Genomic DNA, 25,014 nt, shown 5'->3' with positions numbered 1-25,014 from the left:
AGGTTTTTATTTTGCCTATTTTCTGATACTTAATTCATTAAATAGCTTTGTAGCAATTTACTCTGAAACAGATATAGTTAAAATACCTTAAAAACGCGACGGTACTGCTGGTATCAGCTTTTTGCAGCCTCTGTCTGCGTAGGCACAGCAAGCAAGAAAAACGTATGCCAGCAGTAGGTTATGTATCGATATTACTTTTCATTAACTATACGACAGGCTGGGATAAATTTTATAATATCTAGAGTAGTAGAAGAGCCCTAGGTGACTATCAGTGCATTAATTTTATTGAGTATTAACGCTATAGCGTTTTTACAGCTATAGCGTTAATACTCAATATAGTAAAAATAGTCATCCATCTATCAAATGAAACAACTGATCACGTCAAATAACTTCTATGGAATTACACATGCAGCAAAAGAATCGTACTATTCTGATTCATGGCTTACATCAAACTATAAGGATTATGCGGCCACTTGCTAAGCGCTTACAAGCGCAAGGACTCAATACTCATCAGTATGGTTATCGTAGTGTGCGTGATGGGATCAGGACCAACAGTCAGCGCTTAAATACGTGGCTTGAGAATCATCATAATCCTGATCAACCAATCGATCTGGTCGGTCATAGCTTAGGCGGACTTATTATTCGCGACTTTGTTACTCATTATCCGCAGTGGCAAATTGGACGCTGCGTGACGCTCGGTACGCCGCATATTGGTAGTGTCTGTGCCGATTATATTTGGCGCTTGGCCCCAGCCATTGTCGGACAATCATATATCGATGCCTTGGATGGCACAGCGGCACCATTACCTGAGCATATCACCCTTGGCGTGATTGCTGGTAATCGCCCTTACGGTTTGGGACAATTATTTTTGCAGTATCATAAACGTAAGTTACGTAAAGCAAATGATCCATCGCTAGAGGATCATCTGGTACACGATGGCACGGTATATGTGCAGGAGACTAAACTCGCCGCTGCCACTGATCACCTAATCCTACCAGTCTCCCATACCGGCATGTTGGGCAACCCAGCAGTTGCTGAGCAGACTGGATATTTTTTGCAGTATGGAGTATTTAAGAGATAATAGTAATCAAGCGTTAATAGCGACGGTTAGGCCAAAACAGGATTGGTGTTTATATTAAGCGCTGGCACCCATACCCTGCTTCAGTTCAACCTTATGCGCTTCAATCACGGGAATCAAGGTTTGCATTACCCACTCATTGCGCCAACCCTTTAACCCTAGTGGTAACTCACCTAGATCTTGATCGAAGGCAATAACTTCATACAGCTGACCCAACCATTTTTTACGCATCAAAACATTAGCAGGTACAGCGATTTGCTCTGCTTGCTTATCCACTGCTTCTTGTACCGCTTTGGATAAGACTTTATTTTTTGAACGATAAGGCGGTAAGAGACAAGGCGGATGCTCAACGGGCGCAAGCATTTTTGCCTTATTAATAATAATTATCAATTCCTCACCATATAGACGCAACATACTACGATGCATGGTGGTTTTATGGGCCAGCTCGCGCATATTACTTGGCTTCTCAGTAATAATTTCACGCACGGCTTGTTTTTTAATGACAAAAGTACGGGGTTGATTGGTCGCGCGCGCCAACTCTTCGCGCCAAGTAGCAACTGCCTGTAATATCGCCATTTGCTGCGAGTTATAGCGATAATCAGCCATAGTCAGATACATGGCGTCATCTTCGACATGCTGGTTGTTGTATAAATCTTGGGCATATAGCTGGCAATCGGCCCACACATAGTCAAAGAGTCCTTGCGACTTAAGCGCGTGCTCGAGACTCAAATACAAGGCCGGCAAAAAGCGTACATCATCAATCGCGTATTGCTCTTGCTCTTCTGATAATGGGCGCATGAGCCAATCAGACTGGCTTTGTTCTTTATCAATATGCATATCCAGCTGATCATCAAGCGCTTGCTGATAGCCCATTTGTAATTGTCCAGTCAAATAAGACAAGGCAATTTGAGTATCAAATATATTGGTCAACGGCGGGCAGCCAGACAATAAGTAAAAAATACCCAAATCTTCGCCGCAAGCATGCCAAATAGCAACATCAACTTTGATCAGGGCTTGCCACAATTCATCCAGTTGTAGTTGCGGTGCGTCTAACAAATAAATATGACCACCGGTATTCAGCTGCACCAGTGCCAAGCGTGGATAATAAGTGTCACGCTTAATGAACTCAGTATCTAACGCCACCCGCCCGCAACCTTCTAACGCAGCAATAACCTCATCGATCTGGTACTGCTGTTTTATCCAGGTAACGGGCAATTCATCAGCGACATCTAACAACGCATCAATATCAGGCTCTGCTGGTAATACTGCTAAGTTTGAATCTGTTGCTACATGCGTCTGATTGCCATTAGTGGCATCATCAATAGCGTCAGCAGCGATGGTGGGTGAAGAAGTGTTAGCTTGGGTGCTAAAGGTAGAGTGGTCAGACACGGGCAGATACCTGCATAAATAAAAGAGAAAAAACACTAATCAATCGCCACTGCTGTTTAGCACATGGCGATTAGCATTTATAAGAAGGAGATAATCGAGTTAAATAAATAGCTTCAGTATAACAATATCGTCGTCTAAGATGGCAAACTAACCATCGAAAAATTCATTGGATCTTATGTTTTGATAGCACGCTCTTGATAGTACGACTACCAGCGAGCGACTCACACAATGTGCTGAGCGATTATAAAAAAGAGCGATTTTGTAATGCTTGGCCAAGAGTCATGCTATCAAGATACTCAAGCTCGCCACCCATCGGCACGCCTTGCGCTAGCCGAGTGACTTTACCGACGTGACGGCTCACCGCTTCACTGATAAAGTGGGCGGTGGTCTGCCCTTCAACGGTGGTACCGGTCGCTAATATTAGCTCCTCAACAGGCTCTTGCTTTACCCGCCATACCAGCTGTTCAATATTTAAATCATCCGCGCTGATACCATCAATCGGTGATAAATGCCCACCTAACACAAAATAACGCCCACGATAGCCTGCAGTCTGTTCAATAGCCATCACGTCAGCAGCGGTCTCGACCACGCATAATAAATTATCATCACGGCGCGGGTCTTGGCATAGTGGACAGATACTGTCGTCACTAAAGCTATGGCAACGCTGACATTCAACGATATCGCGCATCGCTTCATCGAGCGCCTGGGCAAGCGCCATTCCTTGTGGGCGTTTTTTGGTAAGCAGATGTAGCGCCATACGCTGAGCACTCTTTTGGCCAACCCCAGGTAAAATACGCAGCTGCTTGACCAGCTGATCAAATTTGGCAGTAAGCAAAATGACTTCCTCTATAAACAATATAATTTTTAGACATTTTAAATATAGTTGATTTACTTTAGAACAAATATAATGTGGCGAAGAGAAATTAGCGCCGCCTCTGAAATAGCAAAGCCGAGCCGCAAGCAACAATGTTTTTGCCAGCCGTACGTGACTGTTAATATGACTATTAGTGTGGCTAACAGCATAACGATTAGCGTCACGGGTTAACCTACCTGTTTGATTGCTTGAATATTAACATGACGGGTATCAGCATTATTAGGTGCTAACAACAGTAAAACAGATAGACGGTAGAATCTAAAACAATACCTATAAAAATGGGGTCATATCGTCTAGATAACAACCCCATTTTCATACTTCAATACACTGTGTTTAATCCAAACTAAAGCTTAGAACATACCTTGCATACCTGGTGGTAGACCCATACCTTGGGTTGCACCAGTCATGGTTTCTTCATATAACTCGTCCGCTTGACGTACTGCGTCATTAATAGCAGCGGCGATTAAGTCTTCAATCATATCCGGCTCATCCTCTAACAAGCTTGGGTCAATAGTTAAGCGCTTGACCACATGACGACCGGTCATAGTAACTTTAACCAAACCACTGCCTGCTTCTGCATGAACTTCTTTGTTGCCAAGCTCTTTTTTTGCAGTCTCAACATTGGCTTCGACTTTCTTTTGCATGGTTTGTGCTTGTTGCATTAATGCTTGAATATTCATAATAGTCTCTTATATGATCATGGATTTATGGTGACTAACTTATAGTAGCGGGTTATGTAGCGATAGCTTAGTGAGCTACCTTGATTCTTATAACCTTGATTCTTATAAGCTGGTTTGTAATGACATAGTTTCTTAGTGCTAAAAATTTATAATAAAAAACTTGTTACGCTGGCAGCGATTATACCGTTATCTTTACAAGCTGTCTAAACCACGTGCCAAATCTTTGATGATATCTTCCACGTCTTCTAGTCCTACGGACAACCGGATCAGACTGTTGTTAACACCAGCTTCAGCACGTGCTTTAGGTGTCAAACGGAAATGAGTAGTGGTAGCAGGATGGGTAATAGTGGTTTTTGTATCCCCTAGATTATTGGTAATTGAAACCATTCGAGTACAATCAATCACGTGCCAGGCAGCAGCCCTTGCCTCATCTTCCGTAGACGCTTTGACTTCAAAGCCCATAATCGCCCCATAGCCGTCTTTCATATGATGCTGACGAGTGGCCAACTCATGCGAGGGATGGTCAGCTAAGCCCGAAAAATGTACCCTGCTAACGTTAGGATGATTGTCTAAAAACTCTGCTATTTGATTGGCATTACTACAATGTGCTTGCATCCGTAGTTTCAAAGTTTCAAGACCTTTGGTGAAGATCCAGGCATTAAACGGACTCATACTGATACCGCCTGAACGTACAACCGTGAACGCCTCTTGCATTAGCTTGTCACTGCCAACTAACGCGCCGCCGAGTACCCGACCTTGACCATCTAGATATTTGGTCGCTGAATGAATCACCACATCTGCCCCCAAGTCTAATGGACGCTGTATAGCAGGGGATGCAAAGCAATTATCAACGACTAGTAAGATATCATTGGCCTTTGACAACTGACTTAAAAAGCCAATATCACAAATCTGTGCTAGCGGATTACTTGGGCTTTCACAATAAATCACCTTAGTATTGGGCTGTACTGCATTAGCCCAAGCGTCATTATCAAAGCAATCGACATAGCTGACTTCAACGCCAAATTTGGCCATATAGTTATCAAAAAGCCCAATAGATGACCCAAATAACTGATTGGCTGCTAATAAATGATCGCCGGCTTTTAGATATGCCAAGCACATGGTTAAAATGGCACCCATGCCTGAAGCGGTTGCTACCGCACGCTCGCCATTTTCGAGAGCTGCTAACCGACGCTCAAAGGTGCGTACACTAGGATTAGTGTGGCGTGAGTAGACATTACCGGTCTTAGTACCATCAAAATGTGCGGCGGCGTCGGCCGCTGAGCGGTAAACGTAAGAACTGGTAGTAAAAATAGGCTCAGAGTGCTCACCCTCATCAGTACGATGCTGCCCTGCTCGTACGGCAATGGTCTGCATACCATAATCTAGCCCTAAATCCAGGGCATCAGAACGCCAATTTGGATCTAATTTATCTGAATGAGGGTCTAGATTATTTTCATCCTGCGCTTGCGATTGACTCATAAGTTTTCCATTACTATTGTTAATGTTTTCGTTCATGCTTATATTGATGTTTTTAACCACGTTAAAAACGGGTTAGGATTACTAATAGGATTACCAATAAAATTACTAGTAAAATTACTAATAGGTTACTAGATAGCTATTTGTTGAAGCGGTAAACTGAAGTCTATCATAGCATGTCACCTTATTTCAGACACCTGCTTAGCTTTGTTTTTGGGTACTATTTTACGAAAATACTGACGCCTAACTCACTGATAAACCAAAAAAGTAACGTATTTTTAATAGTCAGATATTACCACACCTGATAAGCTTGACGGCAACCCACGTTGTACTGTGCTCACTGCGCTTTTATGCTGAATTTTGAATAGAATAACTTTAAGTACATTAAGGTAGGCCATTTATGTCGATGTTAAATATGGATCTAAGTAACTTATCGCTGAGTCTTGCGCTTGGTCTATCTTTAGGTCTAAGTGGCTGTCAGAGCTTGCCCGATCAGCCACGTTTACCTGAAAGTCAAAAATTATCGGCACGAGTAAATGCGCTGTACCAACAAAATAATACGCCACAAAACAAGCTTTCTCAAGAGTCAAACGGTCCAGATGAGAGTAGAAGTACGGTTGCCAACATTGATAATACCGATCTGGTAGCGGTCATTAGCGAACAAAATGATATTCACCCTGATCTATCAGGCTACCATCCTATCGTAACCGGCGCTAATGCCTTTGCTTCACGCAGTATATTGACCGGTATGGCCACGCGCAATATCGACGTTCAATATTATATTTGGCATAATGATCAGGCCGGTCAGCTGCTACTCAAAGACTTATGGGAAGCTGCTGAGCGCGGCGTTATCGTACGCTTACTGCTTGACGATTTTAATAATGATGCCAAGTTTGATCAGCATTTATTGCGTTTTTCTAGTCACCCTAATACCGCGGTACGTATTGTCAATCCCCTAATGCATCGTAAATTTCAAATGCTGAACTTTGTCACTGGTCTGCCGCGTATCAATCGACGCATGCATAATAAAAGCATGATCTTTGATAAACAAATCACTATCATAGGTGGACGAAATATTGGTAATGAGTACCTCAGTAATGATCAAAACAGCCAATTCGCTGACTTAGATGTGCTGCTCATTGGTAAAGTAGTGGCAGATATTGACAACAGCTTTAGCAGCTACTGGTCAGCGCCGATATCATTTGATATCGAAACCCTTGTGAGCCTTGAAAAAGGCACTACGAATGATTTTTTGGCAGGTTTAGACAAGCTAAACGTAGATGAAAAGAATAACTCGCGTAGTAGTCTGGCTGTTTATAAAACCGCAATTGAAGACTCTTCCATTGATACTGACTTAGTCAATAAAGACGTGCCCTTTCGCTGGACAGATATACAGTTTTTGAGTGACGATGTTGGCAAATTGACTAAGTCCGTCCCTACCAATACTAATTTAGTGCACCAACTTCGTACCTTACTCGGTAGCCCTTCTAAGAAGCTGACCATTATATCCTCGTACTTTGTGCCGACCAAGGATGGTGTCAGTACGCTAGTGCAACTGGCCAATAATGGCGTTGATATTAAAATTTTGACCAACTCTTTTGATGCCACCGATGTGACCGCTGTACATTCTGGCTACAGTCAATGGCGGCCTGCACTATTGCGAGCAGGGATCAAGATCTACGAGCTAAAATCAACCGCTAGTGAAGAAAAACGCGACAACAAGCTGTGGAAAGCGCGTAGCCAATCATCAACTAGCCTACATGCAAAAACTTTTGCCGTTGATGATCATCAAGTGTTTGTCGGTTCCTACAATGTCGATCCCCGCTCTGCTAATATTAACACCGAGATGGGGGTCATAATTAACGATGATGAGTTAGCACGGCAATTGCATCAAGCGCTTAGCGACAATTTGTTGAGCCAAGCTTATGAAGTTAAATTACTAGATAACAACCAGCTACAGTGGCATACCGTTGAGAATGGAGAAAAAATCATTTATGATGCCGAGCCACGCGTGGGTATGTCAGATCATATTTGGCTCACGATCATGTCATGGCTGCCTATTGATTGGTTGCTATAAGTCCCACAATAAAACGTTGACGTCAGCCTTGCTAGCCATATTAATGTAGCCCACGCTGCATTTATTTATATTAAGACGTGTTGTGGATTGGAAATATAAAACTTTAGTGTGCAGTGAGCCAGTTACGTATTTCCTATGCTTTTTAGCGGAAGGTTATTTTAGTAATAACCTATTAATCCCCACTTATATATGTGGATACTTATAATATTATGCCCTCTCGTTCTGAATATGCGTTGATGTCTTCTAAAGACAAAAACATGGTTTTATTTATCTGTTTTAGCAGCGCTATCGCTTTTTTTGATTTTTTGATTTATTTATATATTTCAGATATAGTCTCGTCTGTGTTGTTCCCTGCTCACATTGACCCTAATGTCTCTAGACTACAGGGGCTTGGCCTATTTGCTGCTGGTTATTTAGCCCGCCCCGTTGGCGGGGTTATTTTTGGTCGTTATGGCGATATCAAGGGCCGAAAACCAGTGTTACTGATCAGCATGCTCATTACTGCTACCAGCATGCTAGCAATGGCGTTTTTGCCAACTTATGCTCAATGGGGGATGTTGGCACCGGCCTTATTTATTTTGCTACGACTCATACAGGGTATGGCATTTGGTATTTATGTGCCCTTAGCATGGGTGTTTGTTGCAGAACATGTACCACGGCAATATTTGACGCTTGGCTGTAGCTATGTGACCGCCAGCCTTTTTGTGGGGGTGTTACTCTCTAACGTCTTTTTTGTCTGGCTCACCAGTACTATGACTACTGAGCAGCTGGCCACTTATGGCTGGCGTTTACCCTTCCTGGTGGCGGCAGTATTAAGCTTTTTACCACTATTAGCCTGGCGTTTTATTCATGAATCACCGTTTTTTGTTGAGACCAAAGAATCCAACTCTAATAATGATAATTTGCAGCCATTTACGCTACTGTTCAGGCATCGTAAGCATTCACTATTCGTCAGTATGATCCTGACTTTTATTGTCTCTAGTATCACCATAGTAGTGGTACTGCTGCTACCAGATTTGATTGAGCTACGCTTTACTTTGGATAGTGCTCTGTTTGGGTTTTCACACAGTCTTGGTATTGTATTTATGATTTTTGGCTGTGTTTTTTACGGCTTAATCTCTAATTATCAGAACTTTGGCAAAATTTTAATTATTGGCTCGGTGCTATTGATTATTCAGATATTGGCCTTTTATTATCATGTGCAGGCGGGTGGTGATTATATCTTAATCATGTATGCCCTCTTAGGTTTTTGTGCGGGTATTGTCGGCATGGTGCCCGCCATTTTAGTGCAGTTATTTCCAACCAATGTGCGCCTCACAGGATTGGCTTTTTCCTATAATATAACCTATGCTATCGTTGGCGGACTGGTGCCCTTCGCACTTGGCTACGTCACTACTTTTGTGAGTTTTACACCTGCCTTATATATTGTATTTGTCGGCTTTATCGGGATAATAATGGGTCTTTATTTTTATAGCTTGCCGGAGTTTAAGCAAATTAATGAAGTAATTTAATGCTTGTGCCATGCCACTATTTTTGTTCGTGGCGTAAATATAGTGCCACACTATCATCAGTAAGTGCACATAAAATCAGTAAGTGCACATAAAAAAAGTGCCACACTAGCAAACACATCATGATAGTTAATATCAAATTTATAATACTTAAGGCTTTAATGCTAAATGATTGATTTAATGCAAGACAAGCGCCTATCAGTAGCGCCTATGATCGACTGGACTACGACTGACTATCGGTATTTTGCCCGCTTGTTTAATCCGCAAGTGTATCTATACACCGAGATGATCAGTACTGGCGCACTATTACATGGCAATCGCGCTCGACATCTGCGTTTTAATGCGCGCGAGCACCCTCTAGTGCTGCAACTTGGTGGCGCAGATATCACCGAGATGACTCAATGTGCTGAATTTGCTCAACAGCATGGCTATGATGAAGTTAATATCAATGTTGGTTGTCCCTCTGATCGCGTACAGCATAATAAAATCGGTGCTTGCTTGATGGCAGAGCCTAATGTCGTTGCAGACTTGGTCAAGCACATGCAAGCAGCGGTGGATATTCCAGTGACTGTCAAGCATCGTATTGGTATTGATGATTTCGACAGTTATGAGTTTATGGCAGATTTTGTACAGACCGTAGCTGACGCAGGCTGTACCCGCTTCATTGCGCATGCGCGTACTGCCTGGCTGCAAGGCTTAAGCCCCAAGCAAAACCGCGACATCCCGCCGCTACGCTATAATGATGTTTATCGACTGAAACAAGACTTTCCCGCACTTACTATCGAAATCAATGGTGGCATCGAGACTGTAGAAGACATCCAAACGCATCTACAGCAGGTAGACGGTGTAATGATTGGGCGAGCGTTTTATCATAACCCTTATCTATTAGCACAAACTAATACCTTGTGGGGACAACCGATACCTAAGCGCTCGGAGATTTTAACGCAATTATACCCACACTTGCGTCAGCAGGTCGCGAATGGTGAGCCACTATCGACTATGGCACGGCATTATTTAGGTCTGTTTCAGGGATTGACTGGCGCGCGGAAATGGCGACAAGCGCTAAGTGGGAAGCCACACTTGACGATCGAAGATATTGAGCACGCTGCGGATGACGTTTTGCAGTTGAATCCTGATGCTTAGTAAGTTTTACTTTTAGCAAGGTTCAGTCATTCTGATATCTCGTTCTAAGATCTCATTCTAAGTAACTTGTGCTAAATACTGCCACATGGCGGCACCATTATTAATAATATGTAGTATTATCGGTAATAACAGTGAGCCTGACTTAATACGAGCGTAGCAAAATATAAAAGCCAATATTACAATGGTACTGATTTCGTACAAACCATATTGCAGATGAATAACAGCAAAAATGAGGCTGGTTATAATGCTAGCGATTATTGCACCGCGCTGTTCTGAGAACTGCTCAGCGATAGCTGACCATAATAGGCCGCGAAAAACCAGTTCTTCATATATTGGCGCGACAATCACTATGGCAAGAATCAATAGCCATACCGAGCTCACCGACTCATATAAAGGATCAACAAACAGCAGTGGCGATTTATCCAGTAAGTAAGTTAGCGCCTGACTGCCAATCATAAATAGCAATAACAAGCCAAACATCCCCGCTGCAACCGTTAGCGAGAATGGCGTTAATGCCAAATATCTCCGGATCTTACCACCCTTCAAATGCACAGTTGACACGCTAAGCGCAGTTAATAATACCCAACTAATGATAATTGAGACGCTAACAACCGTGCCATTAGCGCTACCAAAAAAGAATATATTGCCAACTGAAGAGCTGCTAGCAGCAGGTAGTAATAACTTGCCCGCGATATAAATCCCAAGCAATTGACTCATAAAAAAGGCAAGAACGACCCCTACAATAAGTACGAACACGCCCCAGCGCGAAAATAGTGGCGGGTGCTTAACAGGCGTTACTGTATTATTTAAAGTAGTCGCATTAGACATGGTCAACTATAGCTCAGTGATGGAATGGCCACTATTAGTGGAATAATTGTAGACCGTTTGCTTCTTACTTGGTATTAAGCTACCGACCCCAAACATCATAGCAGACGAGCAACTAGTTCGGCAGTTGCTGCTTAATTAGCTCTAATACACGCGCCGATACAGAGTCTGGATGCTCAAGCGGGAACATATGGCCGCCTTCATGGGTCTGATAGTTAATACCCAGACGTTTCTGAATTTGTTGTGGCCATTGGCGCTTTAAGAACATACTTTCTTCTCCAATTACCAAAGTAACTGGCGGCTTGGGCGCGCGACTGGGTGTCAGCCAGTACCAAGAAGGGTTGGTACGAAACACCGCAACTTCACTAGCCTTAGGGATAGCCAGTGTCACCTTACCATCCGCACGCTCGTGTAGGCCATGCTTGATATAACCTTGAAAGCTGCGTTCATCAAAACTCTTAAAGAAGCCTTTATGACGCAACGAATCGTAAGCGTCTTCACGGCTATCCCAGATATCACGGCGATTTTTGGATATTCCAGCTGGTGACAACTTATCCATTAATCGGTTATTCATTAACGGCAATCTATCCGCGGTCTTGGCAAGATGCCATATAAAGCTAGTCTTACCATAAATCCAAGGTGGATCCAGTAACACTGCTTGATGAAAATACTGCGGCGCACGGTATAATGCCTGTAAAGTACATAAGCCACCCAGTGAATGCCCGACAGCCACTACTTGCTTGACGCCATGCTGCTCGCAGGTGTGCTTCACACTGTCAATAATCTGCTGCGTTAAGCTGCGCCAATGATCGTCTACGGGATAATGAGGATCAACGCCTAGCATCGGAATATATTCAATAGTAAAAAACGCCTCTAAGCCCTCAAAAAGTGGCTGATAGACTGCGCTTGGCATGCCATTGGCATGGGCGAAATGAATGACGGGCTTTTGCGTTTTTTTAGATACTGGCAGCGACGCAAAGGTCTGCGAATTAATGACATCCATGGCTTATTCTCACTAGTCCTGATTGACTTTTATTAAATCAAATTAACAAATAATAAAACAATAAGACTGAGCCATCATTTATGACTCAGTCTTTATAACCGTGTTATTACGTACATGACGTTAAGAAAATACTATAGCGAAGATAGCACAATCCTAGCGCATTTGCGCATTGCCTTCTTCTTGCGGCAACACATCAAGCTTGATGCTTGCGCCGATGCCAGCGCCCAGTTTAACGGCGAAGCGATCCATAAAAAACTGAAACGGATCAGCTGGTGTGTAGTTCACTATGTTGTTAAGCTCAAGTTCTTTACCTAAACTGCCGATACTACCCGTTTTGTCTGTTAAACCTAACGCTATAGACTGCTCACCGGTCCAAAACAATCCTGAGAACAGTTTGTTTTGTTCTGCATTTTTTAGACGATCGCCACGCCCTTCTTTAACCGCATCAATAAAGTGCTTATGGGTGTTGGCCAGCACATTTTCGACATGTTTTTCTTCATAGTCCGTGAGAGGACGGGTCAAGCTTAAGATATCCTTGTACTCGCCAGCAGTAATGGTACGATCTTTAACGCCTACTTTATCCATTAAGCCTTCAATGTTGTAACTTGGCATAATGACCCCGATTGAGCCCACTAAGCTTGATGGGTTAACATAGATTTCGTCAGCAGCTGAAGCAATATAGTAAGCACCAGAAGCGCCAATATCACCAATCACAGCATAGAGCTTTTTATCTGGATATTCTTGACGCAAGTCTCTCATAGTCTGCCAGATTTCATCAGACTGCACCGGTGAACCACCAGGTGAGTTGATATCCAACGCCACAGCTTGTGAGTTACTGTTCTCAAAAGCCCGGGTCAACGCTCTATTGACATCATAAGCATTGGCTATATCACCACTGCTGATGGTGCCTTGTAGCTCAACCACTGCCAAATGCGGTTTGCTGGTATCGACACCTTCGAGACCAGTCGGGGCTTTCGTGCTGCACCCGCGCCCAATAGTCAAAAATAACAATAAAATATAACCGAAGGTCAGTAGCTTAAAGAAAATACCCCAACGTCGAGCTCGGCGCTGCTCTACTACACTAGCCAATAGAGTGTTTTCAATCAGTCGCCACTCTTGTCCACTCGGCTGATTAGACGACGTGTGTTGTGAAGGTGTGGGCTGATTTGCCGAGTTTTCAGGACGTTTATTAGGGTCTGGTGGCCAGTTGGGCATATAACTTCCTAAGTCAGAAACAGTCTAAAACGATAAAAGAGCTGGTCTAGAAAAATAAATACCGTGAAAAATTTAATTCTTTCACGTTACGACAAGTCTGTATTGGTAAGTTACTAAGTATGGTGGTATTTCGGTCACGGTTCAATAGTACAACCATCAGAAACTATGAACTGTAACGTTATTGCTGTGTTATTGCTGTATTATTGATTCAGGGTCCATTTTATTGCTGCTCAGCACCTAGGTTAACACCCAACGCTAATGCAGCTTCTAAAACTTCCTCATCATAAGTCAGCACCCTGCTTATATTGTGCATTGTTAGTGCCTCGGCAGACATATTTGACGCGCTGTGCCCCAACCAGGTTGTCGGGCGGCTCACAGTCGTATTAGTCATCATGGGTTCGGCTGAGCATAGCAGCGGCCATAATTGCCACACGCGCTGATGAGTGGCTGCATCAATAATAACACGTGTTTGGAGAGAGTGAGACGAGCTACTTTTTTGCTGACTGCCTGATTGCTGACTGTCTTTTATAACAGCATTAATAGTGCGCGGGACAGTAGTTTGATCCAAAGCTTGACCTGCTAATTTCTGAGAGCGCAGAGGATCAGCAGCATAGTATTTGACAACATTTATCGGTAAATTACTGTCAATGGCGACCGTACAGTCCCAAACGCTGGTATCTGCTATTTTAGGCCAGCCAGTCAGCACTTGTAATGATAAATTACTATTTGCAAGCTGCCACGTTTTGCCCTGTTCGCAACGTTGGGCACTGATATTAGGCTTATTTTTAGATGGGTCAGTTTTGCCAGAAGCTTGTGGTCGTGTTGGCCAAAGATCGCTACGCCCTGCTTGCCAATAGCGGCTGATTGGTAAGCGCTGGCTTAACTGTGCAACAGTCATAGGCAGCAGCTCAGAGAAGTTCTCATTAATCTTTTTACCTTTGTGCTCGGCAGATAAGGTATCCGTTAATGATATAACACTGGTTTGCACAACAATACCTTCCAAACGCTTAATCGATAAAGTGCGTAGTTGCTGCTCTAATGTTGCGGATAGCTTGTCTGCAGTCAATGAGCTTGGCATGGTACGGGTCTCACGCCCTCGATGGTCTGCTAAAAATAACCAGCTAACATTCTCTGTAACCAGCTGTTGTTTACGCTTATTAGCTATATCTTCATCGTTATGACTATCGTAAGCCTCACTACCATCAATTTTGTTTTCATGAATAGGATATTGCAATACGGCAGCGCTCAGATAGCGATCGCCAGTAGGCAAGACATATAAGGTTGGCGTCAATGATACCGACTGCTGATTGACAGTTATAATCAGGATCAATAGTGCCAGTGGTGGTAGCGCCAACCACCGACTAATAAGGCCACGCGGTAACAACCAAGGCAGCATGGCCAATAAAGTTATTAATAAAATGCCGGTATTAACCGGTGTATATAACCATGCTGCTGCTAGCGCTGGCAAGGCTGTCAGCCACGATATCAATGCATGTAAGCTGGCAACTATTGCACTAACAAGCGCCCAAATACTGTCAGCAACACCATTAGCGACAGCAGGCAATAAGAGATAGCAAAGTCCTGCAAGTAGGTTCAAAGGCACAATAACCCAGCCAAATAAACCAATAGCAAATAAGTTAATTACCAGGCCCCACAATGATACCTTGCCAAATAAGAATAAAGTGATGGGCAAAAGCGCTATAAACAACCAACATTGTAATTTAAATAAGCGCTTGAATACTTCTCCAATCTTGACAGCAAACGCCCTAGATTTATGCTCATTGGTATGCTGTGATATATTTTGCCGATTGTTATCGGTTATCTTATTGTGCGTATATTGTTTGCTGTCATACTTTAATATTAATGCCACCGCGACAAAGGATAGCCAATAGCCTGCTTGCCATAATACATAAGGATCAACCCACGCCATCAGCACTGCTAGCGCTAATAATACGCGCATGGTACTAATCGGCAACAAGGTCAATCTGACTGCCCCAATAGCCAGTAACATCCATGCCGTACGAGCAGCAGGCACGTCAAAACCTGTGAACAGCGCGTAAATAAAAGCAGCACTAATCATCACCAACCAGCGTATTTGCCAGCGCGGTATATAGCGGTACATTATGGGACACAGGCGATCGAATAGTAGCGCCGCCGCACCGGCCAACATGAGTGCTAAAAACAACACATGAGTACCAGAAATAGCTAATAAATGTGAAATTCCTGCTAGCTGATATAGGTCTTTAGTGTCACGACTGATCAAGCTACGATCGCCAGTTAACAAGCTAAGTGTTACTGCCTTTGCTTGTTGTTGCGCGGTGGTTCGTTGCGACCAATCTTGATAAAAGTGCTGACGCAACTGCCAACGCCATTGATCAATACGAACGCGCAGACGTTTAAGGTAAGAATCAGAGGCAGTCGCCTGTCCCAATTGACCGCCAATCGTAGCAACTGACGTGCTAACACCTATAATATCAGCTACTCCATCAATATGACGACTTCGTAGCCAACGGTAGCTGTCGAAGCCTGAAGGATTATCAATGGCTGCTTGTGATGTCTCGATTGGCGCAAGCGTTAATGTCATAAATAACTGATCACCAGGGCGCAAATCATTCAGTATTGTTGTCTGCGAATCTTGAGATGGCTGTTTTGGATAAGCATTGAGTAGCACCCGATACTCTAGATTTTCAGTCTGGTCGTTATTTAATCTATTGCTATTTGTTCTGCTATTATTCGCTCCATTGTTACTTAGATTGTTGCTTGGATTGTTGCTTGGATTGTTACCACTTAGATTATTATTTATGTTTTCAGCATAACTAATAGTAGCGTTATTTAGGTCTTGAACCGTCAACTCAGAAACCAACGGCGTTATCTGTTCTATGGTGGCGACCTGCCGATAGCCACTGTTAGTTGTGACATCATAAACACTGTCACTCACGCCCTCAAGGGTGACCAATGCTTGTACACGCATAGGCTCATTAATGGCCGTGGCGTCTGCTTGTTGATGACTGATCAGGGCTTGTAGCGCACTGCCAACAATCAATACCGCAGCTAACCCAGCTACCAAAAAATAACGAATAATGGGAAGAGAGAGGCTGGTTATAGGCTGTGAATTCTGAGAAGGGTTTTGGTCGACAAGAGTGCTGTTATTTGCCGAAGACCAAGGCAATACACTGCGCTGTGTGACCCATGCAAAAATAGCAGTAAGAATGATTAATAATAGCGGTCCAACCGAAACAGTGGCCATACTGGCTAACAGCGGACTAACCGGCAACGCTATGCTGCTAGCGACTGCTAAAGCACCTATCATGGTTGTTATTATAAGAACACCTAGCAACCAATACACCAGCACTCCCTACTTGATGGCTTTAATATTTTTTAGAGGCCTTCGTCAACGGCTATACATTGCGATCAGAGTACCCGTTACGATTGCAGTACGTTAAAATAGCCAATGACATCATCAAACATTTCGAATAATGCGCGATGATTATCTGAGCAGTCATACCAGAAAAACAGTTAGTAGACGCCCCACTAGCAAATATTATGACATAATAGACTGGAAGTGTTTGCTAAACGCTGACGATAGCATTTCTATTTATATTACCTTATACTCAATTGGGTGGGCTACGGTTGTTATTATCTGCTGTTACCGTTCTATTTTTTATAGTATTTTATTTTTGTGATATCTTACAAAATTCTTCTGTTAATAATATTGTTGCATACCAGCTTCTCATTATAGTTTGAGTAAGCTGTAGATAATGATTGAAGGCAAGCCTGTGCCAAAAAAACATCTTAAAAACCTGCTGCCCACACCCGAAAAAATCCTAGAAAGCCGCACCTTAAGGCTATTTGCGCCGTATTTGGCTGACCCACGTTTTTGGCATTTCAATCGTCATAGCTTAAATAAAGCGGTCTATATCGGAGTGCTTAGTGCATTTTTCCCACTACCAGGACAGATGCTTCTGGCTTTAATTGGCGCTCTTATTTTTCGCGCCAATGTTCCGATGGCGCTTGGTTTGACTTGGATTACTAATCCACTCACGTCTCTGCCTATTTTTTATGCAGGCTATTATGTTGGTGCCAAGATTCTTGATGTACCGATGATTAGGTTACGAGTCATAGGCAGAATGATTTCTGATTTTAGCTTATGGGTATTGTCCGATGGTGCCAATCCATTTATTACTTATCGAGGTACAGTATCAATAGCCGCATTTTGTGTGGGACTTACTATATTGGCCATTTTTACTAGCATTGTTTGCGGTTTAGCCTTTAAGGCTATTTGGCGCTATAAGACCATTGTCGGTTGGCAAAAACGTCAAAGTAATTCGCGGGTTAAACCGCCTAAATCAAAATAGACAACAGCTATAAGCAGCGGTTTTTTTATAGCAACGTATCAGTTGTCTTTTTTATTTTTATTGATAAAGTCAACGACATGGTCTGTAAAGCTGCTATCCATAGTTAAAATATCAATCACCTCGTGATCTCTAAGTAAAATATAACGCTTACTAGTGGCGCTATCTTGAACCGTTAAATCGAAATCAACACCAGCTGACGTTATAGTATCGAAATAATGTCAAAATAGTATAGAAAACTGATGTTAGCCGTTCTATTTGAGACTGTCTGTCAATAGTATCAAATAAGGTTGGATCAATATAGGCTTGTAATGGATGACTACCTACTTCTGTACAGCCAAAAGTAGCAATCAAGTTATGATTTTCAGTCATACAAGCGCTTTTTCACTATCTAATTCCTCATTATCCTTTCATTATCCAATAGTTCAATAAGCTTGTTTTAATAGTTTTCCCAGTGTCCATTACGTAACAACAATTGACGATCAGCAAGCGCAGCCAAATTACGATCATGCGTCACCATCAGTAATGCGGTTTTCATGGTGGTTTGTAGTTCGGTGAGTAAGCCAAAGACGCTTTGCGCGTTATCATAATCTAGATTACCAGTTGGCTCATCTGCCAAAATTACTGACGGCTTGGTCACCAGAGCGCGTGCAATAGCCACACGCTGACGCTCGCCCCCGGATAGCTCGCCTGGTCTGTGGTCTAAACGGTGCCCTAGGCCTACATTTTCTAATAATTCAGTCGCTTGCTTGCGTGCATCAGTGGTTGACACTTGTGGACGCATCAGTAGCGGCATAGCGACGTTTTCTACCGCTGTAAACTCTGCCAACAGATGATGGAACTGATAAATAAAACCCAAGTATTGATTACGCATTGCGCCTCGCTCGGTTTCATTCATATGATTGAGGCACTTACCATGTAGCCACACTTCGCCACTGGTTGGCGTGTCAAGCCCTCCTAATAAGTGCAATAAGGTGCTTTTACCCGAGCCGCTGGTACCGACGATAGCGATACGCTCGCCAGGAGTAACGGTAAGGTCCAAACCAGTCAGCACTTGCGTACGTACGGCCCCTTCATCATATATCTTACTGATATTGCTTGCTTCTAAAATGACAGACATACGGTTTCCTTTATTATTAATTATGCTGTTACTTACCGTCAAATCCAATCAACATTGATATGTGAAATTTATAACCATGTTGTCTTATAGTCGCGCTATTAGTTAGTCGCGATATTAGTTGTGTTATATGCTACTCATAACGTAACGTTTGCGCTGGTTGAATTCTGGCAGCCCGGCGTGCTGGATAGATAGTCGCCAAAAAGCTAAGAATAAATGAAGCACCCGTAATCAATACGACATCGAGCAAACGCAACTCTGAAGGTAGATAATTGATAAAATAAGCATCGAATAAGTTCAAACCAAAGCTTTGATTGATAAAGCCCAAAATATCACTAACACTTAGCGCAAATATGATACCCAATATCGTACCAGCGATGGTGCCAATAAAGCCGATGACCACACCCTGCACCATAAAAATCTGGGTAATCAGTCGTGGAGAAGCACCAAAAGTTTTTAAAATAGCAATATCCGCTTTTTTATCCGTGACCAGCATGACTAAGCTTGAGACAATATTGAACGCCGCTACTAAAATAATTAAAAATAGCAGCAAGCCAACCATGGCTTTTTCCATTTGAATCGCGCCAAATAAGTTGCCGTGGGTTTGCGTCCAATCATTAGGATAAAGCTGCTCAGGGGCGATAGCAGCGGCTTTTTGAGCAGCAATCGGTGCGTTAAACAGATCAGTAAGCTTCATACGAATACCCTGTGCGCCATCCGGTAAACGCAGCAACTTAGCCGCGTCATTCATCGGAATAAATGCCATCAGGCTGTCTACTTCTGGGCTGATACTAAATATCCCAGTTAAAGTAAAACGCTTAAAGCGCGGTATCACCCCAGCAGGTGATGGTGACGCTTCTGGCAGCACTAAGGTGACTTTATCGCCTATGCGCAAACCCAAAGACTGCACCATTTCTTCACCTAGCACAATGCTAAAGTCGCCGCTTTGTAGAGTGTCAATACTGCCTTCGGTCATATGGTCGTTGATAATTGAGACGTTTTTTTCGTACTCAGGATCAACGCCAGTGACCATAATTCCTGCCACTTGGCCATTTGAAGTCAGCATTCCTTGCAACTGAATAAAAGGGGCAACAGCCGTCACTTCTGGATCTTCTTTGATACGATCTGCCAACTGCTTCCAGTCGCCAATGACCTCAGTTGAGATGACGGTCGCTTGCGGCACCATACCCAAAATTCGGGTTTTTAGCTCGCGATCGAAGCCGTTCATGACCGATAACACTGTGATCAGTACCGCGACCCCAAGCGTCAGACCCATCATTGAAACGAGAGATATAAAAGAGATAAAGCGGTTACTGCGCTCTGCTCGAGTGTACCGTAAGCCGATAAATAACGCTAAAGGACGAAACATATTCAAACTCTTTATCTAATCTACGTGTGACTCTAAATATGCTATAACACTAATGGTATTAAATGCGTCATGCATTATATCCGTCATATCAATACATAAACTGAACACACAAATATGGTTTTAGATAGGCCAGCTATTCATCTAACTATTTACCTAGCTGGGACTGTCAAAAGGGGGATAGTTTGACACAATTTGGCTGACATGTGCCAGTCATTAGCAAAAACTGACCGGATTTTTTATTAAAATATCGTGCTCTATTTTTATTTTCCGCGAGGGGCTTGCTATTAGTTGCGTCTATACCTATATATTGTATGCTAGGGACAATTGTCATTAACCCATCATTGTTGTTTGCAGACCCTTTACTAGTGACGTTGCGACATGTCATAACCCAATATTACTTATCCATCCGTAGCTATTTATCCAAAAATAAATGATACAGTGATTGGTGATTGGTGATTGGTTAAACCATGAGCGACCACAGTTTGGCGTCCAAACTTCATGGCTGACTTAATTTTGAGTATCTTCATGACCATCAATTATCAATATAAAAACATACAATCTCCTACTAAAATTACTTTAACCGACGAACAAGCTGCCGGTCATGCGGATCATTGGCGTATTTTAACCGATGATATGGGTCATGATGTACCGCAATGGTTACAACAAATGATTGAGCAGGCAGCAATGCCCAAAGGCCTCAATGGTAATGTCAGCTCCAAAGACAATCGACTGCTGCTCTCAGAAGACCAACCTTGCCATATCAATCAAGTGCTAGCGATGAAAGACGGTAAGCCTGAACGTTTTATCAACGCATACCCTTGTGTTGATGGCCCGTATGGTCTCACCTGTACTATAGAGCGCATGATCGTCAATGATAGTTCGCACGATACCGTACTGCGCCTTCGCAGTGCTGATGGCAGTATTATTTATGCCTTTGATCAGCTTTACACCGCTAATCGTCACCTATATCAACAAAGCACCTCATATTTTGTAAACTTCAGTGCCTGGGCGCATGAGATTACGCTCAGCGAGCAAAATGAAGTTATTATGGTTGAGGATCAAGAAGCTATTCGCTACCACCGTGCTTTTAACGATATTGTCGCGGCTAATGATGGTCAAGTTCCAAGTGATATCCAAGAGCAAATCAAAGGCTGGCAGCCAGAAACTCAAGAACAAATGGCACCGGTAGAGATTAACTTGGGCCATATGTGCGCGTATCTGTTTGGCGACACCTTAGGGCAAGAAGATGAAGCCTGGTGTCAAGGACAGGTGCTTGGCAAACAAGAAACCTTGTTTAATGGCAAACCTATTATTTTATTTGATGTGGTGATATTGCGTGAACAAGATGCTGATCCGTTCGTGGTACGCATGGGCGCGGTGAGTACTGCGGGTACTCAAGCCATCCAAGTCCATGACTACGTACAGGCCAATATTTGGCTACAAGCTGCTATCTATAAAGACAATCAGAGCACAGCAGGATAGATACTATCCTGGTCGTCAACCTTTAATCTGAAAAAAGCCCCTAACACTCGTTAGGGGCTTTTTTGTGCTAATTTCATGCTGACTTGATGCTAAAAAAACTCAGAACACATAGAATACATAGATCCAGATGTACAACCAACACTATGACTGAGTGTTTTTTAACAACGAGTTATTAGGCAGTCGTCGTCATCGACTTAATTTGGTTGAATAATTCTTTTTGTTCTGAACTCGGGCGTGCAGTTTGTAGTGCCATGAGTTGTGACATATCACCGTCAACACGAATTTTACCACTCATGAATGCGCCCATGATTTGATTCATATCAAAATCAGTAACCATAGATTGCAACGTTTCATGGTCAAGTAGCAAGGTAGTACTCCCAGCAGCATTTAAACCACGATGTAGTAGACCATCAGTAAAGTTGGCCTCAATATCTTTTCCAGCATCAGAAACTTTTAGATTAATGACCATATTGGCTAGAGTCGGTGGCAGGTTTAGCTCACCGGCTTCAGTACCTAACTTTTCAACTTGCTCAAACCATGCGTCTGTTAAAAGAACTGCCATATTATTATCCTTGATGACTGTCATACTGGGCCAATTAGATTTATTACAGTGACCCAACTGACACTTAAGAGTGTAAGAGTGTTAAATTATTGCTAATAACGTCATTGCTATTAGCGGTAATGCTAAACCTCATTATAAGGGGCGACTTCATGATAAGTAAAACCCTTTTACGTGACTGCTTGCCAAATGGTAACAAAAGTCTATTAAAAATTTATTTATCTGCGTATTAATAGACCCTTATCAGATTGCTAGCGCGCTAACCGCTCTGCGACAATTCAATTATGTTTGTTAATTTAAACCGAATTTAATAATACTATCAATTTCTATAATATCTGGTTGATATATTGGTTATTTTTGTTATGATAAATGAGCTGGCTGCATCTAACTGGCTGCATCTAAACTGTAACGTTTATACTGTCCAGAATTATCAGCCTAGAAGCTATTACTTGCAAAAGTAATAGTATTACACATAATGTAACTATTACTTCATAACATAACTATTATTTCATAGCTTATTGCCTCACAGACAGGCGACTACTGACAAAATTCGAAGCATAGTCAGCAGTCAGCAGTCAGTAGTCAGTAGTCAGTAGTCAGTAGTCAGTGTAACGTACTATTTTTCGCGACGCACTGTTCTTCCAAACTGTGTCGCTGGTGGCTACAAATGGTTATTTATCTTAATCCGTAACGCATATCTTGCTAATGAATAATATTCTGCAAACTTTTAAATTATTATTTATGATCGCTTATGTGAACGATGGGCAGCCAATGCACGTTTGAGAGGTATTGATGGCATTGTTAAAATAAGTTGTCTGCTAAATTAATTACCAAAGAGTTTGTATTTTGGCACATAGTTCTGATGATATTTGCTTAAGATTGCGTTACAATACCCTTAAACAGAGTCGGGAGTTTTAACTAAACCTTACTTAAACATGTTTTTTGTCAGCTGCCATCAGCATACATCCATAGTCAGTGATTTCTTCTGTTACCAAATGGATGTCAGTATCGATCTTCGTTAGCCCTATTTTCATTAGTAGCGACCAAGGTAAGTACTCAGCATTAATAAATGTTTGATGCTCAAAGATGGTGCACTTTCTTATTAACTTTGACCACATATTAACAATCCTACTATCGACTAGCTGTGAACCCTGTGCATTTTTAGCACCGTTCTCTAATCATTAGTACCAGCTGATTATTACCCGCTGCTATCTAATGAAGGCTTAGCTTTATAGTTAATAGACCGTCATGGTGATACGAGAGTTAGACAATAGCGTGTACCGCAATTCTTATCTGCTTACAGTACTTTATTGTTATAGCACAGACTCTGCGGTGAGTTAGTTAATCCTGTTGATAATTCGGGCTGTAAAGGAATCATCCAATGAGTTTACAAAACACAGCAGTCGCCCCAGTTGACCGTGAGTATGAAATCACTATCATACGATTTTTTACGATTATGACCGTAGTATGGGGCATCGTCGGCATGAGTCTTGGCGTATTCCTTGCTTCACAGTTAGCATGGCCAGCACTTAACTTTGACATCCCATGGCTAACGTTTAGTCGTCTGAGACCACTGCATACTAACTCCGTTATTTTTGCGTTCGGGGGTTCTGCTCTTTTCGCAACGTCTTATTATATCGTTCAGCGTACGTGTAAGACGCGGTTATTCGCCCCTTATTTGGCCTGGTTTACCTTTTGGGGTTGGCAGTCGGTTATCGTAGCGGCCGTCATTACCTTGCCTCTAGGTTTGACTTCGACCAAAGAATACGCTGAGCTTGAGTGGCCAATCGATATCCTAATTGCCTTAGTGTGGATCTCTTACGCTATTGTTTTCTTTGGTACTCTCATCAAGCGTAAAACCTCTCATATCTATGTGGCTAACTGGTTCTTTGCGGCTTTTATTATTACGATTGCGTTACTGCACATTGTTAATAGTATGGCGATTCCTATCAGCGCGTTTAAGTCTTACTCATTATTTGGTGGTGCAACCGATGCGATGGTGCAGTGGTGGTATGGTCATAATGCGGTAGGGTTTTACCTGACGGCAGCTTTCCTTGGAATGATGTATTACTTTGTTCCAGTACAGATCGGTCGTCCGATTTATTCTTATCGTCTATCAATCGTTCACTTTTGGGCATTAATTGCTTCTTATATGTGGGCGGGTGGTCACCATTTACATTATTCAGCGCTTCCAGATTGGACACAGTCACTAGCAATGGTATTCTCTATTATTCTATTCGCACCTTCTTGGGGCGGTATGATTAATGGTGTACTTACCCTATCAGGCAGCTGGGATAAATTACGTACCGATCCGATTATTCGCTTTATGATTGTGGCATTGTCGTTCTACGCGATGTCAACATTCGAAGGCCCGATGATGTCTATCAAGACGGTCAACGCGCTGTCGCACAATACGGATTGGACTATCGGACATGTACACTCAGGTGCACTTGGCTGGGTTGGTATGATTACCATTGGTTCGTTGTACGTACTAATACCGCGTATTTATAACAAACCGAAAATGTATTCTATCAGCTTAATCACGACGCATTTTTGGCTAGCAACGGCAGGGACTATCTTCTATATTGTCTCAATGTGGATCTCAGGTATTGGTCAGGGCATGATGTGGTTAGCGACGAACCCCGATGGTACTTTAGTATATAGCTTCATTGATACCGTTGAGTTCTCGCATTTCCCATATATTGGTCGTGCTTTTGGTGGTTTGCTTTATGTCTCAGGTATGTTTGTTATGGCCTATAACGTCTATCGGACGCTGAAAATGCCAGAAGGTAAACCTGTAGATGTTGCGGATCCAACCGATCACAAATCTAGTGTAGATGAAACCTCGACTGCTAACGTATAAGGAG

19 protein-coding genes are annotated in these 25,014 nt (G+C 42.7%); 7 read left to right on the top strand and 12 right to left on the bottom strand.

Features of this window, described 5'->3' with window-relative positions; genetic code table 11:
• Positions 1-406: 406 nt before the first annotated feature.
• On the top strand, positions 407-1,081 hold the full coding sequence (locus H4W00_RS06480) for an esterase/lipase family protein (RefSeq protein WP_209956767.1): 675 nt from the start codon (positions 407-409) through the stop codon (positions 1,079-1,081).
• A gap of 54 nt (positions 1,082-1,135) precedes the next feature.
• Here H4W00_RS06480 and H4W00_RS06475 read toward each other — a convergent pair whose 3' ends face one another.
• The 4 genes from H4W00_RS06475 to H4W00_RS06460 form a co-directional block, all read right to left on the bottom strand.
• Positions 1,136-2,467 carry a ribonuclease D gene (locus H4W00_RS06475; protein WP_209956766.1) on the bottom strand — a complete coding sequence of 444 codons (1,332 nt, stop codon included), beginning with the start codon at positions 2,465-2,467 and terminating at the stop codon, positions 1,136-1,138.
• A gap of 241 nt (positions 2,468-2,708) precedes the next feature.
• On the bottom strand, positions 2,709-3,302 hold the full coding sequence (gene recR / locus H4W00_RS06470) for a recombination mediator RecR (RefSeq protein ID WP_209956765.1): 594 nt from the start codon (positions 3,300-3,302) through the stop codon (positions 2,709-2,711).
• A 389-nt stretch (positions 3,303-3,691) separates the two neighbouring features.
• A complete protein-coding gene (locus H4W00_RS06465) occupies positions 3,692-4,021 on the bottom strand; it encodes a YbaB/EbfC family nucleoid-associated protein (protein ID WP_209956764.1) in 330 nt (109 codons plus the stop codon).
• A gap of 192 nt (positions 4,022-4,213) precedes the next feature.
• Complete coding sequence (locus tag H4W00_RS06460; RefSeq protein ID WP_209956763.1) at positions 4,214-5,500, bottom strand: O-succinylhomoserine sulfhydrylase; 1,287 nt, start codon at positions 5,498-5,500, stop codon at positions 4,214-4,216.
• Positions 5,501-5,903: 403 nt separating this feature from the next.
• On the opposite strand from H4W00_RS06460, the gene H4W00_RS06455 reads away from it, so the two are divergent.
• The 3 genes from H4W00_RS06455 (at position 5,904) to dusA (ending at position 10,225) form a co-directional block, all read left to right on the top strand.
• The gene (locus H4W00_RS06455; RefSeq protein WP_442966460.1) at positions 5,904-7,574 is read left to right on the top strand and encodes a phospholipase D family protein; all 1,671 of its coding nucleotides are present in this window, start codon (positions 5,904-5,906) and stop codon (positions 7,572-7,574) included.
• 209 nt (positions 7,575-7,783) lie between these two features.
• A complete protein-coding gene (locus tag H4W00_RS06450) occupies positions 7,784-9,085 on the top strand; it encodes an MFS transporter (RefSeq protein WP_209956761.1) in 1,302 nt (433 codons plus the stop codon).
• A 165-nt stretch (positions 9,086-9,250) separates the two neighbouring features.
• Complete coding sequence (gene dusA, locus H4W00_RS06445; RefSeq protein ID WP_209956760.1) at positions 9,251-10,225, top strand: tRNA dihydrouridine(20/20a) synthase DusA; 975 nt, start codon at positions 9,251-9,253, stop codon at positions 10,223-10,225.
• A gap of 57 nt (positions 10,226-10,282) precedes the next feature.
• Here dusA and H4W00_RS06440 read toward each other — a convergent pair whose 3' ends face one another.
• The 4 genes from H4W00_RS06440 to H4W00_RS06425 all read right to left on the bottom strand — a co-directional run bounded on the left by H4W00_RS06440 (position 10,283) and on the right by H4W00_RS06425 (position 16,578).
• Positions 10,283-11,053 (bottom strand): CPBP family intramembrane glutamic endopeptidase, encoded by a 771-nt coding sequence (locus H4W00_RS06440; protein ID WP_209959007.1) that lies wholly within the window; start codon positions 11,051-11,053, stop codon positions 10,283-10,285.
• A 112-nt stretch (positions 11,054-11,165) separates the two neighbouring features.
• Positions 11,166-12,053 (bottom strand): alpha/beta fold hydrolase, encoded by an 888-nt coding sequence (locus tag H4W00_RS06435; RefSeq protein ID WP_209956759.1) that lies wholly within the window; start codon positions 12,051-12,053, stop codon positions 11,166-11,168.
• A 153-nt stretch (positions 12,054-12,206) separates the two neighbouring features.
• Positions 12,207-13,268 carry a signal peptide peptidase SppA gene (gene sppA / locus H4W00_RS06430; protein ID WP_209956758.1) on the bottom strand — a complete coding sequence of 354 codons (1,062 nt, stop codon included), beginning with the start codon at positions 13,266-13,268 and terminating at the stop codon, positions 12,207-12,209.
• A gap of 220 nt (positions 13,269-13,488) precedes the next feature.
• A complete protein-coding gene (locus H4W00_RS06425; RefSeq protein ID WP_334684895.1) occupies positions 13,489-16,578 on the bottom strand; it encodes a ComEC/Rec2 family competence protein in 3,090 nt (1,029 codons plus the stop codon).
• A 466-nt stretch (positions 16,579-17,044) separates the two neighbouring features.
• Between H4W00_RS06425 and H4W00_RS06420 the strand changes: the two genes are divergently transcribed.
• Positions 17,045-17,623: a DUF2062 domain-containing protein gene (locus H4W00_RS06420; RefSeq protein ID WP_334684894.1), complete on the top strand. Its 579-nt coding sequence runs from the start codon at positions 17,045-17,047 to the stop codon at positions 17,621-17,623.
• A gap of 436 nt (positions 17,624-18,059) precedes the next feature.
• Here the strand turns inward: H4W00_RS06420 and lolD are convergent, their stop codons facing one another.
• Complete coding sequence (lolD, locus tag H4W00_RS06415; RefSeq protein WP_209956755.1) at positions 18,060-18,740, bottom strand: lipoprotein-releasing ABC transporter ATP-binding protein LolD; 681 nt, start codon at positions 18,738-18,740, stop codon at positions 18,060-18,062.
• Positions 18,741-18,870: 130 nt separating this feature from the next.
• Positions 18,871-20,106, bottom strand: a complete 1,236-nt coding sequence (locus H4W00_RS06410) for a lipoprotein-releasing ABC transporter permease subunit (protein ID WP_209956754.1) — start codon at positions 20,104-20,106, stop codon at positions 18,871-18,873.
• 525 nt (positions 20,107-20,631) lie between these two features.
• Here H4W00_RS06410 and H4W00_RS06405 point away from each other — a divergent pair.
• Entirely contained in the window at positions 20,632-21,588 is a 957-nt protein-coding gene (locus H4W00_RS06405; RefSeq protein ID WP_209959006.1) for a hypothetical protein, read from the top strand.
• Positions 21,589-21,760: 172 nt separating this feature from the next.
• Here H4W00_RS06405 and H4W00_RS06400 read toward each other — a convergent pair whose 3' ends face one another.
• Both H4W00_RS06400 and H4W00_RS06395 read right to left on the bottom strand, forming a co-directional pair.
• Positions 21,761-22,150: an SCP2 sterol-binding domain-containing protein gene (locus H4W00_RS06400; RefSeq protein ID WP_209956753.1), complete on the bottom strand. Its 390-nt coding sequence runs from the start codon at positions 22,148-22,150 to the stop codon at positions 21,761-21,763.
• A 926-nt stretch (positions 22,151-23,076) separates the two neighbouring features.
• Positions 23,077-23,265, bottom strand: coding sequence for a hypothetical protein (locus H4W00_RS06395; RefSeq protein WP_209956752.1), 189 nt, complete (start codon positions 23,263-23,265; stop codon positions 23,077-23,079).
• Between the two features lie 263 nt (positions 23,266-23,528).
• Here H4W00_RS06395 and ccoN point away from each other — a divergent pair, with 263 nt between their 5' ends.
• Positions 23,529-25,010 (top strand): cytochrome-c oxidase, cbb3-type subunit I, encoded by a 1,482-nt coding sequence (ccoN, locus tag H4W00_RS06390; protein WP_209956751.1) that lies wholly within the window; start codon positions 23,529-23,531, stop codon positions 25,008-25,010.
• Positions 25,011-25,014: the final 4 nt, after the last annotated feature.

Origin of the sequence: Psychrobacter sp. PL19 (assembly GCF_017875835.1) — a bacterium.
Lineage (GTDB): Bacteria > Pseudomonadota > Gammaproteobacteria > Pseudomonadales > Moraxellaceae > Psychrobacter.
The sequence above is the reverse complement of the archived record's forward strand: the minus strand, read 5'-3'. Positions and strand labels throughout refer to the sequence as shown.